Here is a 23,011-nt window from a genome sequence, read left to right as displayed (position 1 = left end):
ACCTCAATCCTGGGTCAATTGCCGGTACAGCTGCGGAAGGCGTAGCGGCAGTTGCTCGGGCTGGCGAATCAAGGTGTAGCCGTTGGCCCCGAACATGTACGGCAGATAATCCCCCGCCTCGCGATCGATGGTGATGCAGAACGGCGTCACCCCCTGGCGGCGGGCTTCCAGCACGGCCTGGCGAGTATCCTCCACACCGTAGCGGCCCTCATACAGGTCCAGGTCATTGGGCTTGCCGTCACTGAGCAGCAGCAACAGCCTGCGCCGCCGCTTGCAGCCTGCCAGGCGTTGCGTGGCCTGCCGGATAGCGGCGCCCATGCGCGTGTAATAACCGGGCTTGAGGCCCTGGATACGGCCGCGGGCCTGGTCATCGTAGTGCTGGTGGAATGTCTTGAGCTCATACATCCGCACCTGCTGGCGACGCAGGGATGAAAAGCCATACAAGGCAAAGTCGTCCCCCAGCACCGACAGCGTTTCGGCGAACAGCAGCAGGCTGTCGCGGATCACATCGATCACCCGGTGCTCATCGTTGAGATGGGCATCGGTGGACATCGACAGGTCGGCCAGCAGCAGGCAGGCCAGGTCGCGGCGGGTCTGGCGTTGCTCCATGAACAGGCCACGCTCGCTGCACGGTCCTTGCCGGCGCTCGACGTGAAAATCCAGCCAGGCCTGCAGATCCAGTTCCGAACCCTGGGTTTGCTGGCGCAACCACTGCCGGTCGTTGCGCAGATGCTCGAACTGGCGGCGCAACCGCTGGGCCGGGGAACGCAGACGTGCTGGCAACGGTTGGGGTTCGCAGTCGCGAGGAGCAAACGTCTGCAAGCTGACGAAATCATCCTGGAGGCGCTGTTTGCGGTAGTCCCATTCCGGCAACAGGATGCCTTCGCCCAGCGGCATGTCATCCGCGTCGGCTGGCGGCAGGTCCAGATGCAGTTTCAAGCCACCGCCCTTGCGCAACCGCGTGCGCGACAGGGTCAGTTGATCGAGGTCTTCGGCCACCCGGGCGGCGTGCGGATCCTCGCTGTCGTCCGACCAGCGATCCAGGTCCACGTGCTCGGTCCAACTGAACAGGTTTTCCAGGCGCACGATGAGTAGGCCGCCGTCACGACTGGTTTCGTCGATGCGTTCGGCGCGCTTGCGTCCACCCTGCTGTTCACCCGGCGGTGTCGCCAGGTACTGATCGGACTCTTCGAGATCGGCGCCTTGGGGATTGGCCAGATGCCGGGGCGGATATAACCAGAGCGGAAGCGGCCAGGCTGCCCGTTCGCTGCGCGGGAAATGCTCGACACTGCCGGGCTCGCGCAGGGCCTGGCACAACGCGCGCTCCAGGGCCGCTTCAGCCGGGTCGAGTGTGGCCGGATCGGGGCGCAGCGCCAAGTGCGTTTCCACCAACCGCCGGTAGCGAGGACGCAGCACCGGGTAGCGCTGCAATACCGCCTGGGTCCAGCGCTGGTTGTCCCGCCCCCAGTGCCTCATCGGCCCCGACTGCGCGGCCAGCAACGCGAGCCAGCGATACAGCTCTTCGTTCAGGCCGACATCGGGAAACGCCGCCAGGCTCGCCGGCAGACGCAGGTTATTGCCGTCGCAGCAAGCCAGGGGTACTCGCTTGCAGGTGCCGGCGATCTGCTGCAACAGGTTGCGACGTAGCAGCAGATCACGGTCGCTGACCGCCTCCACACCCAACTGGCGAGAACCGCCCGTGGCGTGAAACAGCACTTGAAGGGCGCGTAGTCGCGCATTCAATTCCACCCGTGCTTCGGGAAAATCCACACTGGCGCGACGGGTGATGAAACGGTGCCAGACACTGCCGACCCATTCTTCCAGCTCCAGGGTGAATGCCATGGTTATTCTCCTCTTAAGCCGAACCCATTGTGGCGAGGGGATTCATCCCGCTGGGGCGTGAATCGGCCCCTGCATCCGGTCTGATACACCGCAGTAGCAGACCTTTTGGAGCTGCTTCGCAGCCCAGCGGGGATGAATCCCCTTGCCACAAATGGGTCCGGACTAACCACTGTGGTGACTCACGAAGGCACCACCGCCGCCGGTGCACGCAGCGCCGCACGCCCCCGTTGACGGAAGCTGAACAGGTAGCAGAGCAACCCGAGCAGGAACCCGACCCCACTGACCAGGCGCGCCCAGAACAGCGGCTTGAGCTGATCCATGGTGGCCATGAACGGCAAGGCACTGCCATCCACCGCCCAGCGTTGCAGCCATACCTGGACGACACCGGCCGCGGTGAGGAACAAGGTGATCATTACCATCGACAGGGTCATCAGCCAGAAGCCCCAGACTTCCAGTCGCTGGGAACGCTCGTCCGCCGCTTCGCCCAGTCCGCGCAGGCGCGGCATGGCATAGCTGATCAGTGTCATGACGATCATCGCGTAGGCGCCGTAGAACGCCAGGTGACCATGGGCCGCGGTCAGTTGCGAGCCGTGGGTGTAGTAGTTCACCGGTGCCAGGGTGTGCAGGAAACCCCAGACGCCCGCCCCGAAGAAGGCAGTGACCGTGGTGCCCTTGGCCCACAGCGTCGCCGCACGGTTCGGGTGTTGCCGCCGACGGTTCTTCACCATGCTGAAGGCGAAGACCACCATTGCCAGGAACGGCAGCGGCTCCATGGCCGAGAAGATCGAGCCGACCCACAGCCAGACCTCGGGCGCGCCGATCCAGAAGAAGTGGTGGCCGGTGCCGATGATCCCGGTGATCAGCGCCATGGCGATGATCACATAGAGCCATTTCTCCACCACCTCCCGGTCCACGCCGGTGACCTTGATCAGCACGAAGGCCAGCATCGAGCCCATGATCAGCTCCCACACGCCTTCCACCCAAAGATGCACCACCCACCACCAGTAATACTTGTCGCGGGCCAGGTTTTCCGGGTTGTAGAAGGAGAACAGGAAGAACACCGCCAGGCCGATCAGGCCTGTCATCATCACCATGCTGACCGTGGTCTTGCGGCCCTTGAGCAGTGTCATGCCGATGTTGTAGAGAAAGCCCAGGCACACCACCACGATACCCATCTTGGTGATGGTCGGCTGCTCCAGGAACTCCCGCCCCATGGTGGGCAGCAGGTCGTTGCCGGTGACTTTCGCCAGTGTCGCGTAGGGTACCGAGAGGTAACCCAGGATGGTCATCACGCCCGCGGCGGCGAACACCCAGAACAACAGCAGCGCCAGTTTCGGGCTGTGCAACTCGCGATCGGCCTCCTCCGGCACCAGGTAGTAAGCCGCGCCCATGAAGCCGAACAGCAGCCACACGATCAGCAGGTTGGTGTGGACCATGCGGGCCACGTTGAAGGGGATCAGCGGGAACAGGAAGTCGCCGACCACGTATTGCAGGCCCATGATCAAACCGAACAGCACCTGTCCCAGGAACAGCATCAGGGCAAACACGAAGTAGGGTTTGGCGACGGCTTGCGAGGCGAATTTCAGATGCGGATTAGCCATGCTCATCTCTCAGCCCTCCTTGTTTGGCGGCCAGCCATTGGTGTTGATTTTCGAGCTCCACTTGAGGAATTCGCCGAGGTCGTCGACTTCCTGCTCGCTCAGGTTGAACTGCGGCATGGCCCGGCGCCCAGGGGCTCCCAAGGGCTGCATTTTCATCCAGGCCTGGAGGAACGGCTTGAAGGCTTCCTCGCCACCGCGCCGGTTGATCACATTGCCCAGCTCCGGCGCGAAATAAGCGCCCTCGCCCAGCAGCGTGTGGCAACCGATGCAGTTGTTGCGCTCCCAGACGCCCTTGCCGCGAATCACCGACTCGCTCAGTTGGGCCTGGTTGCTACGGTCTGGAAAGGTCTGTTCGGTGTGGTAGGTCAGGGCCAGGAATATCAGGAAGAAGAAGATGCTCCCCCCGAAATAAATATTCCTGGCCATGCCTTTGGTGAAGGTATCTGACATGGTCACTTCCTCATTGCTTGGCGTGTTCATTCTAGGAAGCGAGGGCTCTGAAACCGCTTGATGGCAATCAAGAATCTCCGATGGTTCTGGTGGGTTGTTCCGCCACCGCCCAAAAGGCAGGTGAGCTTTTATGGCAGGGGTTGTTTTGTGGCGAGGGATTCTGTGTTCACAGGTTCAGGCGGGTGTGATGACGATCCCTATTACACTCGCCAACAGCACCGCCCAGCTCAGCACCAACCAACGCCACAACCGCGGCGCATGGCGCAGTTCCATGAAGCCGTCGGCGATCAACCAGGCCTTGCCCACCGCGACCGCCAGGATGGCGATGGACACCAGCCCGGTGGCGGCGACCTGGCCCAGGGCGACAGTACCGATGCTCAGCACGACCAGCATCGACCAGCAGGCGATCAGGACACGGGAAGCCGGCACGAGCACCTCCGCTCAATCGAGCACGTAGACAACCGGAAACAGCACCACCCAAACCAGGTCCACCATGTGCCAATACAGCACACCGGACTCCAACCCGCTGCAACGCTGCGAATCATGGCGACGCCGCCGGCAGCGCTCGGCCAGCCAGCCGAGGATCACCATGCCCAGCAGCACATGCAGGAAATGGAACGCCGTGAGGATCCAGTACAACGTGAAAAACGTGTTGCGCTCCAGGCCCAGGCCGCTAGCCGAAAGATGGGCATATTCGGTGAGTTTGATCCCCACGTAGCCCGACGCGAACAGCAACGCCAGCCACAGCGACACCGCGCCCCGCCGTGGCCGATCCTGCCGGACCTGTTCCTGGGCCAGTGCGGCGAACAGTCCGGCGGTGAGCAGGCTGAGGGTCATGGCCAGGCCGGTGGAGCGATCCAGCAGTTGCCGGCCTTCGCTGAACATTTGCGGATGCAACGCCTGGGCGACGGTGAAGGCCAGGATCAGCAGTGCGAACACCGACAATTCGGCGAGGATGAAAAACCACATCGCCAGGTCACCCGGCAAACGCCGGGCCACCGCCACGGGCTCAACCGAAGTGGACATCGACCACTTCCATCAACGCCGCGACGGTCTGCGGATCGTCGCTCAACGGCTCGGCCAGGCACGCCAGGCAGGCCTGGCGCGGCTCCATCCCGGCGCCGATCATCCGCGCCGCGAATATCAACAGGCGGGTCGATGCCACTTCTTCCAGGTCATGCTGGTCGAGCCGGCGCAACGCCTGTCCCAACCGCACCACCTGGGCCGCCAGGGCCGGGTCCACCGCGGCCTCGCGAGCCACGATGCGCTCCTCGTCCGGCACCGCAGGATAACCGAAGCGCATCGCCACGAAACGCTGGCGCGTGCTGGGTTTCATGCCCTTGAGCAGGTTCTGGTAACCCGGGTTGTAAGACACCACCAGCATGAACGACGGCGGCGCCTGGAGCACCTCGCCGGTGCGCTCCAGATACAGCTGGCGGCGATCGTCGGCCAGCGGATGCAAAACGACCGCCGTGTCCTGGCGCGCCTCCACCACTTCGTCCAGGTAGCAGATGCCGCCCTCGCGCACCGCGCGGGTCAATGGTCCGTCCTGCCACCAGGTGCCCTGGGCGCCGATCAGGTGGCGGCCCACCAGGTCGGCGGCACTCAGGTCGTCGTGGCACGCCACCGTGTACAGCGGCAGTTTGAGGCGGTGGGCCATGTGCTGGACAAAACGGGTCTTGCCGCAACCCGTGGGCCCCTTGATCAGCACCGGCATGCCATGGCGCCAGGCCTGCTCGAACAGCGCAGGTTCGTTGTCCTGGGGTTGATAGAAAGGCTCGTCCGGTTGGTGGAGCGTGTGGCTCGGGTTCATGGCAAGGCCTGCTGGGACAATACGATTACCGGCCACGCTACGGGCCCCTGCGACAACCTGGCAAGGAGCTCGGCGGGCAAACTTGATCGACGTCAAGCGAGTAATCACAGGCCAGGGAATAGCCTTGCATCGCACCCGGAACCTGCGCGCCGAACATCCATTACAGCGCAGCGCGGGTCATGCCTGAGGAGAAATGGAATGCTGATCAGCCACAAAAAATCGTGGGTCCTGAGGGTCACGGCGCTGTGTACCGCGCTGGTGGCGTCCCACGCCTTCGCCGACCAATCCGCCGCCCCCGACCAGCCTCGCCTGGTCAAGACCGAAGGCGCACCGGACCTGAGCCAGGCCGACTTCGACGCGGCCAAGGAAATCTATTTCCAGCGCTGCGCCGGCTGCCACGGTGTCCTGCGCAAAGGCGCCACCGGCAAGCCGCTGACACCGGACATCACCCAGTCGCGCGGCCAGGCCTATCTGGAAGCGCTGATCACCTACGGCTCGGCCGCCGGCATGCCGAACTGGGGCACCTCCAACGCCCTGACCAAGGACCAGATCACGGTCATGGCCAAGTTTATCCAGCACACCCCGCCGACACCCCCTGAATGGGGCATGGCCGAGACGCTCAAGACCTGGAAAGTGCTGGTCAAGCCTGAGGATCGGCCCACCCGGCAACTCAACTCCCTGAACCTGCAGAACCTGTTCTCGGTGACCCTGCGCGACGATGGCAAGATCGCCCTGATCGACGGGGACAGCAAGCAGATCGTCAAGCTGATCGACACCGGCTATGCGGTGCACATTTCTCGCATCTCCGCTTCGGGACGCTACCTGCTGGTGATCGGCCGGGACGCCAAGATCGACATGATCGACCTGTGGCCGAAGGAGCCGACCAAGGTCGCCGAAATCAAGGTGGGCATCGAGGCCCGCTCGGTGGAAACCTCCAAGTTCAAGGGCTATGAAGACAAGTACGCCATAGCCGGTTCGTACTGGCCGCCGCAGTTCACCATCATGGACGGCGAGACCCTGGAGCCCAGGCAGATCGTCTCGACCCGGGGCATGACGGTCGATACCCAGCAATACCATCCCGAGCCCCGGGTCGCGGCCATCATCGCGTCTCACGAATGGCCGGAGTTCATCGTCAATGTCAAGGAAACCGGCAAGGTGATGCTGGTCAACTACCAGGACATCAAGAACCTCACCATCACCAGCATCGACGCCGCGCCATTCCTCCATGACGGCGGTTGGGACAGCAGCCACCGCTACTTCATGACGGCCGCCAACAACTCCAACAAGGTCGCGGTGATCGATTCCAAGGAGCGCAAGCTCACCGCCCTGGTGGACGTGGGCAAGACCCCGCACCCGGGTCGTGGCGCCAACTTCGACCACCCGCTCTACGGCCCCGTCTGGGCCACCAGCCACCTGGGCGACGCCGGGGTCTCGCTGATCGGCACCGACCCGCTCAAGCATCCGCAATATGCCTGGAAGCAGGTCGGCTCGCTCCAGGGCCAGGGCGGCGGTTCGTTGTTCATCAAGACCCATCCCCAGTCCCGTCACCTGTACGTCGACACCACCCTGAGCCCCGACGCCAAGCTCAGCCAGTCGGTGGCGGTGTTCGACATCGACAAGCTCGACGCCGGCTACAAGGTGCTGCCGATCGCCGAATACGCCGGAATCAGGAAAGGCGCGCTGCGAGTGGTGCAACCGGAATACAACAAGGCCGGCGATGAGGTCTGGTTCTCGGTCTGGAGTGGTCAGGAAGACGAGTCGGCGCTGGTGGTGATCGACGACAAGACCCTCAAGGTCAAGAACGTGATCAAGGACAAGCGCCTGATCACCCCGACCGGAAAATTCAACGTCTACAACACCCAACACGACATCTATTGAGCCCCATCAATAAGAGGAAAAACCATGAAGCCTATTCTGATTGCGTTGGCCTTGACTGCCGCCTACGGCCTGCCGGCGTCGGCGCAAGACGGCCCGACGCTGTTCAAGAGCAAGCCCTGCGCCGCCTGCCACTCCATCGACACCAAGGTGGTGGGCCCGGCGCTCAAGGAGGTGGCGGCGAAGAATGCCGGCGTCGCCGGGGCACAGGAGGTACTGGCCAAGCACATCAAGGAAGGGACCCAGGGAAACTGGGGCCCGATGCCAATGCCGGCCAACCCCGTGACCGAAGAGGAAGCCAAGATCCTCGCGGCGTGGGTCTTGACTCTTAAATAACGCTCAAGGAGTCCATCCCTGTGGCGAGGGATTTATCCCCTCGTCACAGGAGCGCGCACGATTTCAATTCAGGAGGCGTCATGGAACGACACAGCACTGCAATCTCGATGACCACCCTCCTCTTCGCTTTCTCTTCCTGCGTGCTGGCCGCTCCCGACCACCAGCGCCAGGCTCAATTGCAACACCTGCTGGACCAGGACTGTGGCGCCTGCCACGGCCTGTACCTGACCGGCGGCCTCGGCCCTCCCCTGACCCATGAAGCCCTGGCCGGTAAATCCCGCGACAGCCTCATCGCCACCGTCACCTTCGGCCGCCCCGGCAGCGCCATGCCCGGTTGGGCGGCACTGCTTGCTCCCGACGATATCCGCTGGCTGGTGGACCGGCTCCTTCAAGGAAAACCCGCCTCATGATCCGTTCTCTCCTGTCCTTCACGGCCATCGCCATGCTGCTGTCGGCTTGCGCCCAGACGCCGCTGCGCGGCACAGGTGACCTGGGGGTGGTGGTGGAGCGCGCCACCGGCAGCCTGCAGATCATCGAGAGCGACACCCATACCGCCCTCGCTCGTGTCGAAGGGCTGGGCGACCTGTCACATGCCTCGGTGGTGTTTTCCCGGGACCAGCGTTATGCCTACGTGTTCGGCCGCGATGGCGGCTTGAGCAAGGTCGACCTGCTCAGCGCACGTATCGATCGCCGCATCATCCAGGGCGGTAACAGCATCGGCGGGGCGATCAGCCAGGACGGCAAGCTGATCGCCGTCTCCAACTACGAGCCCGGGGGCGTCAAGGTGTTCAATGCCCGGACCCTGGAGCAGATCGCCGACATTCCCGCCACGCCGCTGCCTGACAGGCAGAAGCGCTCCCGGGTGGTGGGCCTGGTGGATGCACCGGGGCAACGCTTCGTCTTCAGCCTGTTCGACACCGGGGAAATCTGGAGCGCCGATTTCAGCCAGGGCCCAACGCCACGAATCGAACGTTTCACAGGCATCGGCCAGCAACCCTATGACGCGCTGATCACCCCGGACGGTCGCTATTACATGGCCGGACTGTTCGGCGAGGACGGCATGGCCCAACTCGACCTGTGGCACCCCGAACGCGGCGTGAAACGTGTACTCGGACACTACGGGCGCGGCCAGGCCAGGCTCCCGGTGTACAAGATGCCTCATCTGGAAGGTTGGGCCATGGCCGACCGACACGCCTTCGTGCCCGCCGTCGGTCATCACCAGGTGCTGGTGATGGACGCTCGGCGCTGGCAGCCGGTCGATGCCATCGCCGTGGCCGGCCAGCCGGTGTTTGTCACGGCACGCCCGGATGGCCGGCAGCTGTGGGTCAACTTCGCCTACCCGGATAACGACCGCGTCCAGGTCATCGACACCCAGACCCACGCCATCGTCGCCGACCTGAAGCCGGGACCTGCGGTGCTGCACATGGAATTCACCGCGAGGGGCGACCAGATGTGGTTGTCTGTCCGGGACGGCGGCGAGGTGCAGGTGTGGGATCCGTACCGGCTCGAGCGACTGGCCACCCTGCCCGCCCAGAGCCCCAGCGGGATTTTCTTCAGCAGCCGCGCCCACAAGCCGGGGTACTGAGCATGAACACCGCCTCGCTCTCCCGTCGCCTGATCGACCGTTTTCAGCATGGCATGCCGTTGTGCCCGCAGCCTTACCAGGCCATGGCCGAGGCCTTGGGTTGTACGCAAGCCCAGGTGCTCGACTGCCTGCAACACCTGCAACTGGCCGGCACCCTGTCGAGGATCGGCCCGGTGTTCGAGCACACCCGGGCCGGCGCCAGCACCCTGGCAGCCCTGGCGGTGCCCGTGGACCGCCTGCATCAGGTGGCGGCCCGCGTCAGCCATTACCCGGAGGTCAATCACAACTACGCCAGGGAACACCGCTACAACCTGTGGTTCGTGCTCACCGGCCCCGACCGCGCCCACCTGGACAACATTCTCCTGGAGCTGGAAAGGGACACCGGCCTCACGCCGTTGGACCTGCCCATGCTGACCGCCTACCGCATCGACCTGGGCTTCGCCCTGGAGGCTGCTGATGAATAACGCGTTGAGCGAACGACAATCCCTGGCCCTGCGCCGTCTCCTGGAAACGGGACTGCCCCTGACCCCGCGCCCTTTCCAGGCGCTGGCCGGGCAGATCGAAGCCCGCGAAGAACAGGTCCTCGAACAGATGCGGCAATGGCATCAAGAGGGGTTGTTCCGGCGGGTCGGCCTGGTGGTCAACCATCGTGCCCTGGGCTTCGCCGCCAACGCCATGCTGGTACTGGACGTACCGGATGCCCTGGTGGACGAAGTGGGTCGCCGCCTTGGCCAGGCCCCGGGAATCAGCCTCTGCTACCAGCGTCCGCGACGCCTGCCCCAGTGGCAATACAACCTGTTCTGCATGATCCATGGACGCCAGCGTGACCGCGTACAGGCACAGGTCAAGGCCCTGCTCGAACAGCACCTGCTGGACGACCTGCCCCATGAATTGCTGTTCAGCTCCCATCTGTTCAAGCAGTGCGGCGGGCGATACGCCCCTCCTGCCGGAGCGCGTCTCGATGGATGACCTGGATCGACGCCTGATCAACCGCCTGCAACTGGGCCTGCCGCTGGTACGTCAGCCCTGGCAGGCATTGGCCCATGAACTGGGTAGCAGCAGTACCGAACTGCTCGACCGATTGCATGAGCTGCTCAATGACGGCGTGCTCACCCGTTTCGGCCCGATGTTCGACATCGATCGACTGGGCGGGGCGTTCACCCTGGCCGCCCTGGCGGTGCCCGAGCCGCGCTTCGACACCATCGCCGAGCTGCTCAACGGCATGCCCGAGGTGGCCCACAACTACCGTCGCGAGCACGCCTGGAACATGTGGTTCGTACTCGCCTGCTCCAGCGAACAGGCGATCACCGACACCCTGCTGCGCATCGAGCGCCTGACAGGCCTGGTACCGCTGAACCTGCCCAAGGAGGAGACATACCATGTCGGCCTGTATTTCCCCGTGTGATTCGTTGCTGTCCACGCCGCCTGCGGCGCCAGCGACTTCGGTACGGCGGTTGGTGGAACTGACCCAGGCCGGCCTGCCGCTGGTGGACGACCCCTGGGGGTGGCTGGCCGAACAGCTGGGGCTGAGCGTGGAAGCGACCCTCGACCTGCTCAAGTGCCTGCAGGCCGAAGGCGCCATCCGTCGCATCGCCGCCGTTCCCAATCACTACCGCCTGGGCTACCGCCACAACGGCATGACGGTCTGGGACGTGGCCGATGCCGACGTCCCGCGCCTCGGTGCCCTGTTGGGCGCGCAGCCCTTCGTCAGCCACTGCTACCGCCGTCCGCGCCAGCCCGGCTGGCGCTACAACCTGTTCGCCATGGTGCATGGCCGCAGCCGCGAAGAGATCGACCGCTACCGCGAACATTTGCGGTATCTGCTGGGCGAGGCCTGCGCCGCCGACGACATGCTGGTGAGCAGCCGCATCCTGAAGAAAACCGGCCTGCGCCTGCCCTCCCCCTAGGCGTTGTATGAAAGAGTGCCTGCGCGACGAAGGAGCGCTTTATGTTGAGGATCAGCCATTATCTGCGGGCCCTGGCCGGGCAATGCCCTGCCCCGCGCACCTCGCCACCGGGCAGCGTCCGGCCACCGGTGGTGATCTGGAACCTGCTGCGGCGTTGCAACCTGACCTGCAAGCATTGCTACGCCACCTCCGCCGACAGCGTGTTTCGCGACGAGCTGGATACCGCCGCGGCCCTCAAGGTCATCGATGACCTGCATGACGCCGGGGTCCGCGTGCTGATTCTTTCCGGTGGCGAACCCCTGCTGCGCGAAGACCTGTTCCAGCTCAGCCGGCATGCCCGGGATCGGGGATTGTTTCTCGCCCTGTCCACCAACGGCACCCTGATCACTGCGGACAACATCGAGCGAATTGGCGCGGCGCAGTTCGATTACGTCGGCATCAGCATCGATGGCCTGGAAGCGACCCACGATGAATTCCGCCAGCTCAAGGGCAGCTTCGCCCGCTCCATGGCGGCCATCCGGCTCTGCCGCGAGCAAGGTATCCGAGTGGGACTGCGGACCACCCTCACCCGGCAGAACCACCCACAGCTTCCCCAACTGCTGGGCTTGATGAGGGAATACGACGTACAGAAGTTCTACCTGTCACACCTCAACTACAGCGGCCGGGGCAAGCGCAGCCGCACGCTCGATGCCCACCAACAGATGAGCCGCGAGGCCATGGCATTGATCTTCGAACAGGCCTGGGACGACATCGAACAGGGCCGCGACAGCGATTTCGTCAGCGGCAACAACGACGCCGATGCGATCCTGCTGCTGCAATGGGTCGCCCGACGCCTGCCCCGGCATGCCGACGCACTGGAGCAGATGCTGCGAGCCTGGGGCGGCAATGCCTCGGGCTGCGGCATCGCCAATATCGACAATACCGGCGAGGTTCATCCCGATACCTACTGGTGGCAGCACTCGGTGGGCAACGTGCGCCGTACGCCGTTTCGCACCCTCTGGTACGAGCGCCCCGACCCCCTTCTGCTGAAACTGCGCGAGCACCCACGGACCGTGGGCGGCCGCTGCGGCCACTGCCGCTGGCTGGCCATCTGCAACGGCAATACGCGCACCCGGGCCTGGGCCGAGGGTGACCTGTGGGGCCAGGACCCCGGGTGTCATCTGCTGGACGAAGAAATCGGCCTGCAGGCGATTGCCAATGTCTCCCTGTCCCCCGCGCGCTGAGCCAATGGCGAATCTGCTACCGAACCAAGGAAATCCCATGCCTGCCCCCATCGTTTTGCCCGCTGCCCTGCAATCGCCCTTCAGACCGGGGGAAGTCGCCCTGGTCGGCGCCGGCCCCGGTGACCCCGGCCTGCTGACGCTGCGTGCCTGGAGCCTGTTGCAGCAGGCCGACGCAGTGGTCTACGACCGCTTGATCAGCCCGCAGCTGCTGGGCCTGGTTCCGCTGACATGCGCCCGGCACTACGTTGGCAAAGCCGCCGGTTGCCACAGCCTGCCCCAGGCACAGATCAACACGCTGCTGGCCGACCTGGCCGGACAGGGACAGCGGGTGGTCCGGCTCAAGGGCGGCGATCCATTCATCTTCGGGCGCGGCGCCGAAGAACTGGAATACCTGCTGGCCCGCGGCATCGATTGCCAGGTGGTACCGGGGATCACCGCCGCTGCCGGTTGCAGCGCCTACGCCGGCATTCCCCTGACCCACCGCGACCTGGTGAATTCCTGCCGCTTCATCACTGGCCACCTGCAACGCGAAGGTGATCTTGAGCTGCCCTGGCAGAGCCTGGCGGACGACAGCCAGACCCTGGTGTTCTACATGGGCTTGTCGAACCTGGGCACCATCGCCACGCGGCTGATGGCGGCAGGCCTGGCGGCCGACACCCCGGCGGCCTTGATCAGCAACGGCACACGCCCCGACCAGCGAGTGCATCGCGGCACCCTCGCGCATTTGCCGGACATGGCCGCGCAGTGTTGCGAGGGCCTGCCGACCCTGACGGTGATCGGTCGGGTGGTCGGCTTGTTCGCCCACCAGCCGCTGCAGCATCCGGCGTGCCTGCATCCTGTGCAATCCCTGTTCCCGGTCTCGAAGGTGGCGCCATGATCCGCTGGTGGCTGGCCCCCCTGCTGTGGGTGGGCACGGCCCATGGCAGCGATGCCAACGTCCCGGACCTGGAACTGGCCGAGCGCACCTACCAGCAGTACTGCCAGCAGTGCCATGGGGTCAATCGCATCGGCGGTGCCGGGCCTGCGCTGTTACCCCAGAGCCTGGGCCGGATCAAACCCGCCGAGATTCGCCAGGTCATCGAAAAGGGCCGGCCGGCCAGCCAGATGGCAGGGTTCGGTACAGTACTGGACGCCGCCCGGATCGATGGCCTGACCCATTACCTGCAGCGGCCGCCCGCCGTCGAGCCAAGCTGGAGCGAGGACGACATCCGCCACAGCCACCACCTGCTGGCGGATGTCGCCAGCCTGCCCGACAAGCCCCAGCACCAGGCCGACCCGCTGAACCTGTTCGTGGTGGTGGAAGCCGGTGACCACCATGTCGATATCGTCGATGGGGACCGCTTCGAAGTGCTGGCCCGCTTCGCCTCGCATTTCGCGGTGCATGGCGGGCCGAAGTTCTCGCCTGATGGGCGCTTCGTCTACCTGGCGTCCCGGGACGGCTGGGTCAGCCTGTACGACCTGCACAATCTCAAGCTGATCGCCGAGGTGCGGGCCGGTCTCAACACCCGCAACCTGGCGGTCAGCAAGGACGGGCGCTGGGTGCTGGTGGGCAACTACCTGCCCGGCAGCCTTGCCGTGCTGGATGCCCGGGACCTTTCGTTGGTCAAGACCATCGAGACCGTCGACAGCAGTGGCCAGGCTTCCCGGGTCAGCGCGGTCTATACCGCTCCACCGCGAGACAGCTTCATCGTTGCCCTGAAGGATGCGAAGGAAGTCTGGGAATTGCCCACCGGCCCGAATCCGGACTTCGTGCCGCGGCGCATCGAGGTCCAGGATCACCTCGACGACTTCTCTTTCTCCCCCGACTATCGCCAGTTGCTCGCCACTTCACGCAAGGCCCAGGGGGGACAGGTGGTCGACCTCGACAATGGCCGGGTCGTGACCGACATTGCCTTGCCGGGCATGCCGCACCTGGGTTCGGGAACCTATTGGCAACGCGATGGGCACTGGGTGTTCGCCACGCCCAACATCAGTAAGGGGCTGGTCTCGGTCATCGATTTGAGCACCTGGAAAGTCATCAAGCAGATCCCCACCCTGGGGCCGGGATTCTTCCTGCGCAGCCACGCCAATTCCCGCTACGCCTGGACCGACGTGTTCTTCGCCCCGGGCAACGATGCCATCCACCTGATCGACAAGCAGACCCTGGAAATCGCCCATACCCTGCGCCCCATGCCCGGCAAGACCGCCGCCCATGTCGAATTCACCCGCGACGGCCGCTACCTGCTGCTGAGCATCTGGGACACCGATGGCGCGCTGATCGTCTATGACAGCCAGACACTGCAGGAAATCAAGCGCCTGCCCATGAACAAGCCTTCGGGCAAGTACAACGTCGGCAACAAGATCGAATTCGCCGAGGGCACGTCCCACTGAAACACACCACCCCGCAGCGCGAGCCTTCCCCGGGGTGGTCATTTGCATCATTGCCGATACGGATCCCTCGTGCGCTTACCTGCCCACGATGGCGACAGCTCAGCCGACACGAAGGGCTCGGTCAATGGCTCATGGAAGACATGGCCGAGGCCTGCCCGAGCAGCTCCTGGTCGATGTCTTCCAGGCGCAGGACACGGCCGCCAGTCTCACTGGCGAGTTTCCGGGCTGCCTGGGCATCTGAGAAGGAGGCCAGCACCACGCCCATGGCGCCCTTGAGGCCGGTGCCGACGACGAACCAGGCGGTACGCGCATCGATCAGGTGGGCATCGTCCGGGGCATCCCAATGGCCGCGGCCCATGTCGTGGACGTACAGCTTGACGTCGGCCCGTTGGTTCTCCGGCTGCAGCCACCAGCCGAGCATCTCCGCCGGCGAGCAGAATTTCTTCACGCCGCCCGCCCCCACCGCCGCCCCCTTGGGCCCGGGGAAGTCAGTGATGACCATGCCGCATACATGGCACTCGTCACCGGGGTGAAACGCCAGGGTCGCCTCGCTGGACGATGGCGCCGCAGCCTTTTCACACCCCGCCAGCGCCAGGCACACCACTATCCCGGCCAGGAGGCGGCTCGCCTTGTAGGACACCTTGTTCATCGTTGCATGCTCCATTCATCAATCACAATTCAAGGGCACCGGCGCTCGAACAGCCGATAGGCCAACCCTAACGGCACCGCCATCCACACCCCGAGGCAAAGCCAGAGCACCGGCCCCGACACCGGCAAGTCGCTGCCCAGGGTCATGACCGACGCACCGCTGGAGACGCCGTCGAACCCCGACAGGTTGATCAGCCGGTACACATCGGTAGGGTTGAACAGCAACAGCCAGGGCAGCAGGTCCGGGCTGAAGCGGCCCTCACTCAGTACCAGCAGCGCCAGCAGTACCAGGTCGAACACCAGCACGAAGAAAAACCACACCCCCAGCGCGAGGCCGGCGGCGGTGGACTTTTGCGTCGAAAGACTGCTCAGCACATAGGCCAATCCCAAGAAGACCCAGCCCAGCAGCGAACTCGACAGCATGAAACGGCCAAAGGCCCAGAGCAGCAGGCCCAGCTCGACGTCGTCGACCAGCAAGGCGATGGCGAGCGTTGCGCAACCGAAGCCGATCAGCGTCGCCAGGCTCAGGATCAGGCCATGGCCGACAAACTTGCCCAGCAGCAACTGTCCACGGCTCAGCGGGTAGGTCAGCAACAGCAGCAAGGTCCCGCTCTCGTCCTCGCCGACGATGGCGTCATAGGCCAGCAGCAAGGCGATCAAGGGCATCAGGAAGGTCGCCAGGCTGGCCAGGCTGGCCACGGTGGCCGGTACCGAGGTGAAGCCCAACTGGCCGGACGCCGCGGCGCCCAACCAGGCGATGCCGATCGCCAGCACGGCGAACAACAGACTGATCGCCAGCAGCCAGCGGTTACGCAGGCCATCGCTGAACTCCTTGCGGGCCATGTTCCAGATCGGGTTCATGGACGCACCTCCCCGGCTGCCGCGCCGCTCATGTAATGGCGGTACAAGTCCTCGAGGGACGGCGGCTTGATCTCGACATCCGTCGGGTTGTGTTGCGCCAGCAACTGACGCAGCAACGCCAGCTTGCTGCCGTCGGGCGCGGCCACCTGCAAGCCTTCGGCTCCCCAGCCCTGGGTGACATGCCCCTCGCTGCGCCAATGCTGTTGCAACTGGCTGGCACGGGCCAGGCCCGAAGCCCGGATCAGGGTCGGCAGCCGTGCCTCCTCCCGCAGCCGCGCCAGGCTGCCCAGGGCCAGCAGGCGCCCTCGGGTCAGGATCGCCGCGCGATTGATATGCGCCTCGACGCCGGGCAGGACGTGGGAACAGAGGATGATGCTGGTGCCCTGCCAGCGCAGGCGATCGAGCAACTGGTAGAGGTCCTGGGTCGCGATGGGGTCCAGGCCCACGGTCGGCTCGTCCAGCAGCAACAGCCGCGGTCGGCCGAGCAAGGCCTGGGCCAGGCCGAGGCGTTGCCGCATGCCTTTGGAGTAGGTCCGCACCTTGCGCCGCGAGGCCTGGCTCAGCCCCACCTCCTCCAGCAGGCGCTCGACCTGCCCTGGCGCGGCGCCCTTGAGCCGGGCGAAATGGCGCAAGGTTTCCAGGCCGCTCAACTGCGGGTAGAACATCACGTTCTCCGGCAGATAACCGAGCATCTGTCGCACGCTGGAATCGCTCGGTGCCCGGCCGAATACCCGCACCTGTCCTTCACTGGCCCGCAGCAGGCCCAGGACCAGTTTCATGGTGGTGGTCTTGCCCGCGCCGTTATGGCCGAACAGACCAAGCACCTCGCCCTGGGCCAGGTCCAGGTCCAATCCATGCAATACGGTGGCGTCGCCATAACGCTGGCTGACGCCCTCGATCTCGACGACGTTCAAGGCGCGTCCTCCGAAGCAGTGTTGCGTTGCGGGGCGAAGACCGGTGCCGCCATCAACGGATGGCTGTCCGTCACCCCAGGGGATTTCATTACCGGGAAGGCTCGCTGCACCCAGCGCAACAGCTCGACGCCCGGACTGTTCATCAACAGCCGTACCTGGGGGTAGCGCCACAACAGGCGATCGACGTTGTCGTTGGGCTCATAGGCCACGTCGCCCAGGCCGTCGCCATTGCGATCCCAGCCAAGGTAGTCGCTCCAGTAATTGCCGCGTCCGTCCGCCGACCACTCCTGCAAGCGCGTGGCGACGTACTTGACCTGACGGCGATTGCCGGCAAAGACATTGCCGGCGATGCGGTTGTCTTCCGAGCCGGCGGTAAGGTGTATGCCCAGGGCGCTGCGCTCGAAGTGATTGCCTTCGATACGGTTGAACAATGAGTTGTAGATGAACAGCCCCTTGCCCTCGGCGCCGGTGATCATGGTGTCGCCGGTGGAGCCGTCGCGTACGTCGGTGACGAAGTTGTCCCGCAGGGTCGAATAGGTGATGTAGTTCATCAGGATCCCGTAGTTCTGGTCCTGCTCGGAACGGTTGCCGATGACCGTCAGCTTGCGACTTTGCATCAGGGCATACCCGGTGCGGGTACGCCGGGTGGTATTGCCCAGCAGGCGGTTATCGTTGGCGAACATGTAATGCACACCGTAGCGCAGGTCCTCCAGGGTATTGCCCTGGAGCAGGTTGTCGCTGGAGGTATCGATGTAGATGCCGTCGCGGGCCTGCCGCACCTGGTTGCCAATGACCCGGGCGCCCTGCACGGCATACAGATGGATGCCATTGCCTCGGTCCTGGGAACGCAGGCTCGGATCGCCCTGGATGACGTTGTCGATCAGGCTGACGTCCCGCGCGCCATCGACCCAGATGCCGAAACCCTGGCCCTGCATGCGGCTCAAGCGCACCACGGCCCCCCTGGCGACCGGCTGGACGAACACGGCGGCGTTCATGGCGGTCAGGTCATGGCCCCAATCCAGGAACGTACAGCCCTGGACCTGGACGTCCGGGGCCCGGATGATCAGCCCGTTGCCCTCCCCCTGCCCCTGGAATACCGCCCCCGGCGCACAAGTGAGGGTCATCGGCTGATCAATGCTGAACGAGCCGGTGTATTGCCCGGCAGGCAGGCGCCATTGGCGCTCGCCCTCGGCCTGCAAGGGCAGATTCGTGATGGGTTGCGGCGCGGCGAGCGCGCCGCCAGACAGCAGGCAGAGCACCAGCGCAATGACCGGTTGGCGAGCATGGCCCGCGGGTGGCCGCGTGTTCCAGGTCATTGCACCTGTCTCCTTTCGATGGGCCGACTCAGGCCTTTTCCACCAGCATGCGTCCGACCATCTCCATGTGCAGGGCGTGGCAGAACCAGCTGCAGTAGTACCAGTGCAGGCCAGGCTTGTCGGCGATGAAGGTGATGGACGAAGTCTGTTGCGGGCTGATCTCCATGCTCGCGCCGTGGTTGGTCATGACAAAGCCGTGGGAGACGTCCTCGATCTGGTCGATGTTGGTGATCGTCACGGTCACCTCGTTGCCTTGCTTGACGGTGAACTCCGTCACGCCATAGGCCGGTGCCATGGAGGTCATGTAGACCCGCACCTTGTTGCCGTCACGGATGACCTTGTTATCGGTCTCCAGGTTGATCCCGTCTTTCTTGGCCAGCGCCACGGTGTCGGCGAAGAACGGGTCATTGCGGTTCCAGATCTTCTGGGTCTTGATCTGGTCGCGCCGGGCGAGGATGCAGTCATGGGGCTCGGCGAAGGTGGGGCCATCGTGCACCAGCTTCATTTCCTCCCCGGAAATGTCGATCAACTGGTCATTCTCTGGGTGCAGCGGACCGGTGGGCAGGAAACGGTCCTTGGAGAACTTGCACAGCACCACCAGCCATTTGCCGTCGGCATCGCTGGATTCGGTCAAGGACGCATGGTTATGGCCAGGCTGGTACTGCACATCCAGCTTCTGCTTGATGTAGTTGACCTGCTCGCCCTTGTAGGCGCGGATGGCCTCATCCATGTTCCATTTCACCACCTGGCTGTCGATGAACAAGGTGGTATAGGCGTTGCCGCGTCCGTCGAAGGTGGTGTGCAGTGGCCCCAGGCCCAGTTCCGGCTCGGCGACGATCACGTCGCGAGGATCCTTGAGGCGGTCGGCGAACAGATCGTCCAGGCGGTCGATGGCAATCATCGAGACCGTGGGCGATAGCTTGCCGTTGGCGATGAAGTATTTGCCGTCGGGGGAAGTATTGCAGCCGTGGGGATTCTTCGGCACCGGGATGTAGCGGGTGAATTCGCAATCCTTGCCATTGACCCGGCGCCCATCGACCACCGGCACCTTGGAACCGTCCAGGGTCATGAACCTGCCGGCCTTGATCGCCGCCTCGATACGCGGGATGTTGTACACTACCACCCAGTCGCGCTCGTTGCGCATCATGCCGCCCAGGTCATAGGCCTTCTCGGAGTTGTAGCAGGTGCTCGCGGCATATTTGCCGGTGTAGTCGGCATCGGTGTTGTCCAGGTTGCCGTCGACGATCACCTGGAACGCCATTTCCATCTTCTCGGCGTCGATGGCGTTGAACATCGTGAAACTGTTCTTGTCCTGCAAGTCGAAGGTATGGCCGTCATTGGGGTGCGGAATCACGAACTCGCCGTTGGCGAACACGTACTTGGTGTACGGCACCTTCTGCAGGCGCAGGCCATGGATGGCTTGCACGTTGGGCACCGTAAGCATCTTGTCGCACTTCATGATGTCCAGGCGGATACGCGCCACCCGGGAGTTGGCCTTGTCGTTGATGAACAGGTATTTGCCGTCGTATTTGCCGTTCGTCATGGAGATGTGCGGGTGGTGGCAATCGCCGTTCTGGAACCTGGCGCTGTCCCCCAGCACGCGCTTGCTTTCGTTGGTCAGCCCCCACCCGGTGGCCGAGTCGACGTTGAAGACCGGGATACGCATCAGTTCGCGCATCGACGGCACCCCCAGCACCCTCACCTCGCCCTGGTGGCCGCCGCTCCAGAACCCGTAGTACTCGTCCAGCTCGCCGGGGGCCACATGGATCCTGGACTTGGCCTCCTTGGCCGCAGCGGCCCAGGATTCACGGGTGAATGTCCCCGCGCCCAGCGCCGTTGCGCCGGCCAGTACCGCTCCGGTGACGGCGCCGGTACCCAGGAAACTGCGGCGGCTGACGCCCCGGGGCTCTTGCGCCACGTCAGGATTGTCGGTTTTCTTATCGCTCATGCTGTGTGCTCCGTGAAGAATGAAATGGTCAGGGGAACAGGCCATCGGGGTGCCTCAGGGCGCCTGCACCACGGGAATCAGCTGCGGATCGGCCGCGCTCGCCTTGCCACGCTTCTTGCGCTTGTTGATCAGCGGCGGGCATTTGTTTTCGTTGTGCCAGGTCATCTGGCAGTCGAGGCAGTAATGGCATTCGTTGGCGTTGATCCGGCCGTCGGGATGAATCGCCTGGATCTCGCATTCCTTGGCGCACAGTTGGCAGGGATTGCCGCACTCCTTGCGGCGCTTGAGCCAGTCGAACAGACGCAGGCGGGTCGGCATGGCCAGGGCGGCCCCCAGCGGACAGATGTAGCGGCAATAGACCTTGCGGGTAAAAAGGTTGATCAACAGCCAGCCTGCGGCATAGGCCACGAACCACCATTGGCGGTCGAACCTGAGGGTGACGGCGGTCTTGAAGGGTTCGACCTCCGCCAGGCGTTCGGCGGTCGCCATGGACTCCAGCGAAACGCCGAACAGCACCAGCAGGATGATGTACTTGATGGCCCACAACCGTTCATGCACGGCGAAAGGCAGCTCGTACTGGGGCACCCTGAACCGGCGCGCCAGCTCGTTGATCAGTTCCTGCAGCGCGCCGAACGGACACAGCCAGCCACAGAACACCCCGCGCCCCCACAGCAGGAGGCTGGCCGCGGTGAACACCCACAGGATGAAGATCAGCGGATCGGTGAGGAACAGCTCCCAGCGGAAACCTTCGAACAATGCATGAACGAAGGTCAGCACATTGACCACTGACAATTGCGCCAAGGCATAGCCGCCGAGAAATACCACGGTCAAGACCAGGTAACCCCGACGAACCCAATGCAAAAGCCTGGGCCGGCGGGCCAGCGGGTCCTGGAAGAACAGGATGATCGTAAGCACCAGCAAGGCCACCGCCAGCACGACGATTTCCACGCTCTTGCGGTACCAGAGGGTCAGCCACAGGGGGCGGCTGGCTTCTTCGGCCGCTGCCAGTTGCGCGGCCGTGGGCAAGGGCCTTTCCAGGTACGCCTCGGGCAATCGATAGGCCAGCTCGAAACTGCTGAAGAGTCCACTGACCGGCCCGGTCTGGCGGCGCACCAGCAGCTCCAGGCTCCAGGGCGAACCGGGATCGAAACGGTGGGAGGCACGGATGATAAAGATCGCCATTTCATCGAACTCGGGCATGCCCTCGGCAGCCACATCATCCAGGCGCTGGAAGTCCATGTCGCGAAAACTGATGGTGTCGCCGAACTGGCGCAACAGCACCCGATCGAAGATCCCACCGCGCACATAACCCGAGCCCTTGAAGGAATACCGTCCGCTGCCCATCACGGCAATGGCCTGCTCGCCAGGCTTGAGCTCACTCATCAGCGCGCGGTACTGCGCCTCGCCCAGCAGGTTGCGGCCGATGGTGGGCGGGTTCAGGTGAGTGACGTACAGATCGATGAAGGTGTCGCCCGCCTGCTCGGCACTGGCGGCTTCGACCTTTTCGGCGGCGGTCCCCTTGAAGGAAGCGTCGACCTGGTCGCGGGTCAGGTGCAGCCGACGCACCGCTCCATTGCCGGCCAGGGTCTTCCAGTCGGCGGGCTCGTAGACGTCCTCGCGCACTCGCGCCGGCGCCACGGCCAGGCCTGCATCGCCCTTGACCAGGCCCAGGGACACCGCGACGTCATGGGCGGCACGCATGATGACTTCGTTGACCACCATCGCCGTCACGGTGGCTCCGGCAATGGCGTCCACCGTCACCGCATCCGGGTCGCTGGAATGCCCTACCACGACCCGCTGATTGACCTTGACACCGCTGTAGCGGGCACTGAATCCGTGGAGTTTCTCCTCGGCGATACCGATCAGCAGGATCGGCTCATGGTGCTCCAGCACATAGGCATCCAGGATCACACCGGCGGGGTCGAGAATCACCTGCACGTTGATCGGCTTGCCCGAGTAGGCGGGAATGTCCACCACATCCAGGCTCTGGAACACATAGCCCGATACCTTGCCGGCCGTCGAGAGCGTGCGCACCTTGAAGGGCCCCTGGGGCTCGGACACCGAATCGGTCCGGCCCAGGACATGGTGGATACGCTGTCGCTGGATTTCGCCGTAATCCCTGGCCTGGGCGAAGCCCGCGCACAGGGCCAGCAGAATGAAGAATGCGTTGAGCCAGAAGCGGATGAGGTGCGAGAACGCAAAGGAACGGGTCATGAACGCCAGGGCTTGAGACAGGATCGTGGCGATCATGGTAGGAGCCGCTCTATCCGGCGCCCTTGATTGAAATCAACTTGAAAAAAATTGCCTGGCGGGCATCACGGG

At 64.2% G+C, this 23,011-nt stretch carries 23 protein-coding genes; 11 read left to right on the top strand and 12 right to left on the bottom strand.

Features of this window, described 5'->3' with window-relative positions; genetic code table 11:
* Positions 1 to 3: 3 nt before the first annotated feature.
* The 6 genes from BW992_RS19200 to BW992_RS19175 all read right to left on the bottom strand — a co-directional run bounded on the left by BW992_RS19200 (position 4) and on the right by BW992_RS19175 (position 5,706).
* Positions 4 to 1,842 carry a nitric oxide reductase activation protein NorD gene (locus BW992_RS19200; protein WP_072398791.1) on the bottom strand — a complete coding sequence of 613 codons (1,839 nt, stop codon included), beginning with the start codon at positions 1,840 to 1,842 and terminating at the stop codon, positions 4 to 6.
* Positions 1,843 to 2,021: 179 nt separating this feature from the next.
* Positions 2,022 to 3,449, bottom strand: coding sequence for a cbb3-type cytochrome c oxidase subunit I (locus BW992_RS19195; RefSeq protein ID WP_072398792.1), 1,428 nt, complete (start codon positions 3,447 to 3,449; stop codon positions 2,022 to 2,024).
* Between the two features lie 3 nt (positions 3,450 to 3,452).
* Complete coding sequence (locus tag BW992_RS19190; RefSeq protein WP_072398793.1) at positions 3,453 to 3,893, bottom strand: c-type cytochrome; 441 nt, start codon at positions 3,891 to 3,893, stop codon at positions 3,453 to 3,455.
* Positions 3,894 to 4,067: 174 nt separating this feature from the next.
* A complete protein-coding gene (locus BW992_RS19185) occupies positions 4,068 to 4,322 on the bottom strand; it encodes a cytochrome C oxidase subunit IV family protein (RefSeq protein WP_072398822.1) in 255 nt (84 codons plus the stop codon).
* 12 nt (positions 4,323 to 4,334) lie between these two features.
* On the bottom strand, positions 4,335 to 4,919 hold the full coding sequence (locus BW992_RS19180) for a cytochrome c oxidase subunit 3 family protein (protein ID WP_072398794.1): 585 nt from the start codon (positions 4,917 to 4,919) through the stop codon (positions 4,335 to 4,337).
* Positions 4,903 to 5,706, bottom strand: coding sequence for a CbbQ/NirQ/NorQ/GpvN family protein (locus tag BW992_RS19175; RefSeq protein WP_072398795.1), 804 nt, complete (start codon positions 5,704 to 5,706; stop codon positions 4,903 to 4,905). Before BW992_RS19175 ends, BW992_RS19180 begins: the two co-directional genes overlap by 17 nt.
* A 198-nt stretch (positions 5,707 to 5,904) precedes the next feature.
* On the opposite strand from BW992_RS19175, the gene BW992_RS19170 reads away from it, so the two are divergent.
* The 11 genes from BW992_RS19170 to BW992_RS19120 all read left to right on the top strand — a co-directional run bounded on the left by BW992_RS19170 (position 5,905) and on the right by BW992_RS19120 (position 15,002).
* The gene (locus tag BW992_RS19170) at positions 5,905 to 7,584 is read left to right on the top strand and encodes a cytochrome D1 domain-containing protein (protein WP_072432088.1); all 1,680 of its coding nucleotides are present in this window, start codon (positions 5,905 to 5,907) and stop codon (positions 7,582 to 7,584) included.
* A gap of 24 nt (positions 7,585 to 7,608) precedes the next feature.
* Positions 7,609 to 7,917 carry a c-type cytochrome gene (locus BW992_RS19165; RefSeq protein ID WP_072432089.1) on the top strand — a complete coding sequence of 103 codons (309 nt, stop codon included), beginning with the start codon at positions 7,609 to 7,611 and terminating at the stop codon, positions 7,915 to 7,917.
* Positions 7,918 to 8,024: 107 nt separating this feature from the next.
* On the top strand, positions 8,025 to 8,327 hold the full coding sequence (locus BW992_RS19160) for a c-type cytochrome (protein ID WP_231991136.1): 303 nt from the start codon (positions 8,025 to 8,027) through the stop codon (positions 8,325 to 8,327).
* Positions 8,324 to 9,502: a cytochrome D1 domain-containing protein gene (locus BW992_RS19155; RefSeq protein ID WP_076406923.1), complete on the top strand. Its 1,179-nt coding sequence runs from the start codon at positions 8,324 to 8,326 to the stop codon at positions 9,500 to 9,502. The genes BW992_RS19160 and BW992_RS19155 overlap by 4 nt, the downstream gene beginning before the upstream one ends.
* 2 nt (positions 9,503 to 9,504) lie before the next feature.
* Entirely contained in the window at positions 9,505 to 9,966 is a 462-nt protein-coding gene (locus BW992_RS19150; RefSeq protein WP_072398800.1) for an Lrp/AsnC family transcriptional regulator, read from the top strand.
* A complete protein-coding gene (gene ahbB, locus BW992_RS19145; protein ID WP_072398801.1) occupies positions 9,959 to 10,471 on the top strand; it encodes a siroheme decarboxylase subunit beta in 513 nt (170 codons plus the stop codon). The genes BW992_RS19150 and ahbB (BW992_RS19145) overlap by 8 nt, the downstream gene beginning before the upstream one ends.
* Positions 10,464 to 10,907 carry an Lrp/AsnC family transcriptional regulator gene (locus tag BW992_RS19140; protein ID WP_072398802.1) on the top strand — a complete coding sequence of 148 codons (444 nt, stop codon included), beginning with the start codon at positions 10,464 to 10,466 and terminating at the stop codon, positions 10,905 to 10,907. The genes ahbB (BW992_RS19145) and BW992_RS19140 overlap by 8 nt, the downstream gene beginning before the upstream one ends.
* A complete protein-coding gene (gene ahbB, locus BW992_RS19135) occupies positions 10,882 to 11,409 on the top strand; it encodes a siroheme decarboxylase subunit beta (RefSeq protein WP_072432090.1) in 528 nt (175 codons plus the stop codon). Before BW992_RS19140 ends, ahbB (BW992_RS19135) begins: the two co-directional genes overlap by 26 nt.
* 41 nt (positions 11,410 to 11,450) lie before the next feature.
* Positions 11,451 to 12,632 carry a heme d1 biosynthesis radical SAM protein NirJ gene (nirJ, locus tag BW992_RS19130; RefSeq protein WP_076406922.1) on the top strand — a complete coding sequence of 394 codons (1,182 nt, stop codon included), beginning with the start codon at positions 11,451 to 11,453 and terminating at the stop codon, positions 12,630 to 12,632.
* 37 nt (positions 12,633 to 12,669) lie between these two features.
* Complete coding sequence (gene cobA / locus BW992_RS19125; RefSeq protein ID WP_072398805.1) at positions 12,670 to 13,509, top strand: uroporphyrinogen-III C-methyltransferase; 840 nt, start codon at positions 12,670 to 12,672, stop codon at positions 13,507 to 13,509.
* Positions 13,506 to 15,002: a nitrite reductase gene (locus BW992_RS19120; protein ID WP_076406921.1), complete on the top strand. Its 1,497-nt coding sequence runs from the start codon at positions 13,506 to 13,508 to the stop codon at positions 15,000 to 15,002. The genes cobA and BW992_RS19120 overlap by 4 nt, the downstream gene beginning before the upstream one ends.
* A 121-nt stretch (positions 15,003 to 15,123) precedes the next feature.
* On the opposite strand, the gene BW992_RS19115 is transcribed toward BW992_RS19120, so the two are convergent.
* The 6 genes from BW992_RS19115 to nosR are packed head-to-tail and all read right to left on the bottom strand — an operon-like array spanning position 15,124 to position 22,903.
* Positions 15,124 to 15,651 carry a nitrous oxide reductase accessory protein NosL gene (locus BW992_RS19115; RefSeq protein WP_072398807.1) on the bottom strand — a complete coding sequence of 176 codons (528 nt, stop codon included), beginning with the start codon at positions 15,649 to 15,651 and terminating at the stop codon, positions 15,124 to 15,126.
* Positions 15,652 to 15,680: 29 nt separating this feature from the next.
* The gene (locus BW992_RS19110; protein ID WP_072398808.1) at positions 15,681 to 16,511 is read right to left on the bottom strand and encodes an ABC transporter permease; all 831 of its coding nucleotides are present in this window, start codon (positions 16,509 to 16,511) and stop codon (positions 15,681 to 15,683) included.
* Positions 16,508 to 17,425: an ABC transporter ATP-binding protein gene (locus BW992_RS19105; RefSeq protein ID WP_076406920.1), complete on the bottom strand. Its 918-nt coding sequence runs from the start codon at positions 17,423 to 17,425 to the stop codon at positions 16,508 to 16,510. The genes BW992_RS19110 and BW992_RS19105 overlap by 4 nt, the downstream gene beginning before the upstream one ends.
* Positions 17,422 to 18,741 (bottom strand): nitrous oxide reductase family maturation protein NosD, encoded by a 1,320-nt coding sequence (locus BW992_RS19100; RefSeq protein ID WP_072398810.1) that lies wholly within the window; start codon positions 18,739 to 18,741, stop codon positions 17,422 to 17,424. Before BW992_RS19100 ends, BW992_RS19105 begins: the two co-directional genes overlap by 4 nt.
* Positions 18,742 to 18,769: 28 nt before the next feature.
* A complete protein-coding gene (gene nosZ, locus BW992_RS19095; protein ID WP_072432094.1) occupies positions 18,770 to 20,689 on the bottom strand; it encodes a TAT-dependent nitrous-oxide reductase in 1,920 nt (639 codons plus the stop codon).
* 54 nt (positions 20,690 to 20,743) lie between these two features.
* A complete protein-coding gene (gene nosR, locus BW992_RS19090) occupies positions 20,744 to 22,903 on the bottom strand; it encodes a transcriptional regulator NosR (protein ID WP_076407359.1) in 2,160 nt (719 codons plus the stop codon).
* Positions 22,904 to 23,011 lie beyond the last annotated feature (108 nt).

The organism is Pseudomonas sp. 7SR1 (assembly GCF_900156465.1).
In the GTDB taxonomy this organism is placed as follows: Bacteria; Pseudomonadota; Gammaproteobacteria; order Pseudomonadales; family Pseudomonadaceae; genus Aquipseudomonas.
Note: the sequence above shows the minus strand (reverse complement) of the source record. Positions and strands in the feature narration are given on the sequence as shown.

Coding starts and splice junctions, on each gene's coding strand:
- BW992_RS19200 (WP_072398791.1), bottom strand. CDS start 1,842: ATGGCATTCACCCTGGAGCTGGAAGAATGGGTCGGCAGTGTCTGGCAC.
- BW992_RS19195 (WP_072398792.1), bottom strand. CDS start 3,449: ATGAGCATGGCTAATCCGCATCTGAAATTCGCCTCGCAAGCCGTCGCC.
- BW992_RS19190 (WP_072398793.1), bottom strand. CDS start 3,893: ATGTCAGATACCTTCACCAAAGGCATGGCCAGGAATATTTATTTCGGG.
- BW992_RS19180 (WP_072398794.1), bottom strand. CDS start 4,919: ATGTCCACTTCGGTTGAGCCCGTGGCGGTGGCCCGGCGTTTGCCGGGT.
- BW992_RS19175 (WP_072398795.1), bottom strand. CDS start 5,706: ATGAACCCGAGCCACACGCTCCACCAACCGGACGAGCCTTTCTATCAA.
- BW992_RS19170 (WP_072432088.1), top strand. CDS start 5,905: ATGCTGATCAGCCACAAAAAATCGTGGGTCCTGAGGGTCACGGCGCTG.
- BW992_RS19165 (WP_072432089.1), top strand. CDS start 7,609: ATGAAGCCTATTCTGATTGCGTTGGCCTTGACTGCCGCCTACGGCCTG.
- BW992_RS19160 (WP_231991136.1), top strand. CDS start 8,025: ATGACCACCCTCCTCTTCGCTTTCTCTTCCTGCGTGCTGGCCGCTCCC.
- BW992_RS19155 (WP_076406923.1), top strand. CDS start 8,324: ATGATCCGTTCTCTCCTGTCCTTCACGGCCATCGCCATGCTGCTGTCG.
- BW992_RS19150 (WP_072398800.1), top strand. CDS start 9,505: ATGAACACCGCCTCGCTCTCCCGTCGCCTGATCGACCGTTTTCAGCAT.
- ahbB (WP_072398801.1), top strand. CDS start 9,959: ATGAATAACGCGTTGAGCGAACGACAATCCCTGGCCCTGCGCCGTCTC.
- BW992_RS19140 (WP_072398802.1), top strand. CDS start 10,464: ATGGATGACCTGGATCGACGCCTGATCAACCGCCTGCAACTGGGCCTG.
- ahbB (WP_072432090.1), top strand. CDS start 10,882: ATGTCGGCCTGTATTTCCCCGTGTGATTCGTTGCTGTCCACGCCGCCT.
- nirJ (WP_076406922.1), top strand. CDS start 11,451: ATGTTGAGGATCAGCCATTATCTGCGGGCCCTGGCCGGGCAATGCCCT.
- cobA (WP_072398805.1), top strand. CDS start 12,670: ATGCCTGCCCCCATCGTTTTGCCCGCTGCCCTGCAATCGCCCTTCAGA.
- BW992_RS19120 (WP_076406921.1), top strand. CDS start 13,506: ATGATCCGCTGGTGGCTGGCCCCCCTGCTGTGGGTGGGCACGGCCCAT.
- BW992_RS19115 (WP_072398807.1), bottom strand. CDS start 15,651: ATGAACAAGGTGTCCTACAAGGCGAGCCGCCTCCTGGCCGGGATAGTG.
- BW992_RS19110 (WP_072398808.1), bottom strand. CDS start 16,511: ATGAACCCGATCTGGAACATGGCCCGCAAGGAGTTCAGCGATGGCCTG.
- BW992_RS19100 (WP_072398810.1), bottom strand. CDS start 18,741: ATGACCTGGAACACGCGGCCACCCGCGGGCCATGCTCGCCAACCGGTC.
- nosZ (WP_072432094.1), bottom strand. CDS start 20,689: ATGAGCGATAAGAAAACCGACAATCCTGACGTGGCGCAAGAGCCCCGG.
- nosR (WP_076407359.1), bottom strand. CDS start 22,903: ATGACCCGTTCCTTTGCGTTCTCGCACCTCATCCGCTTCTGGCTCAAC.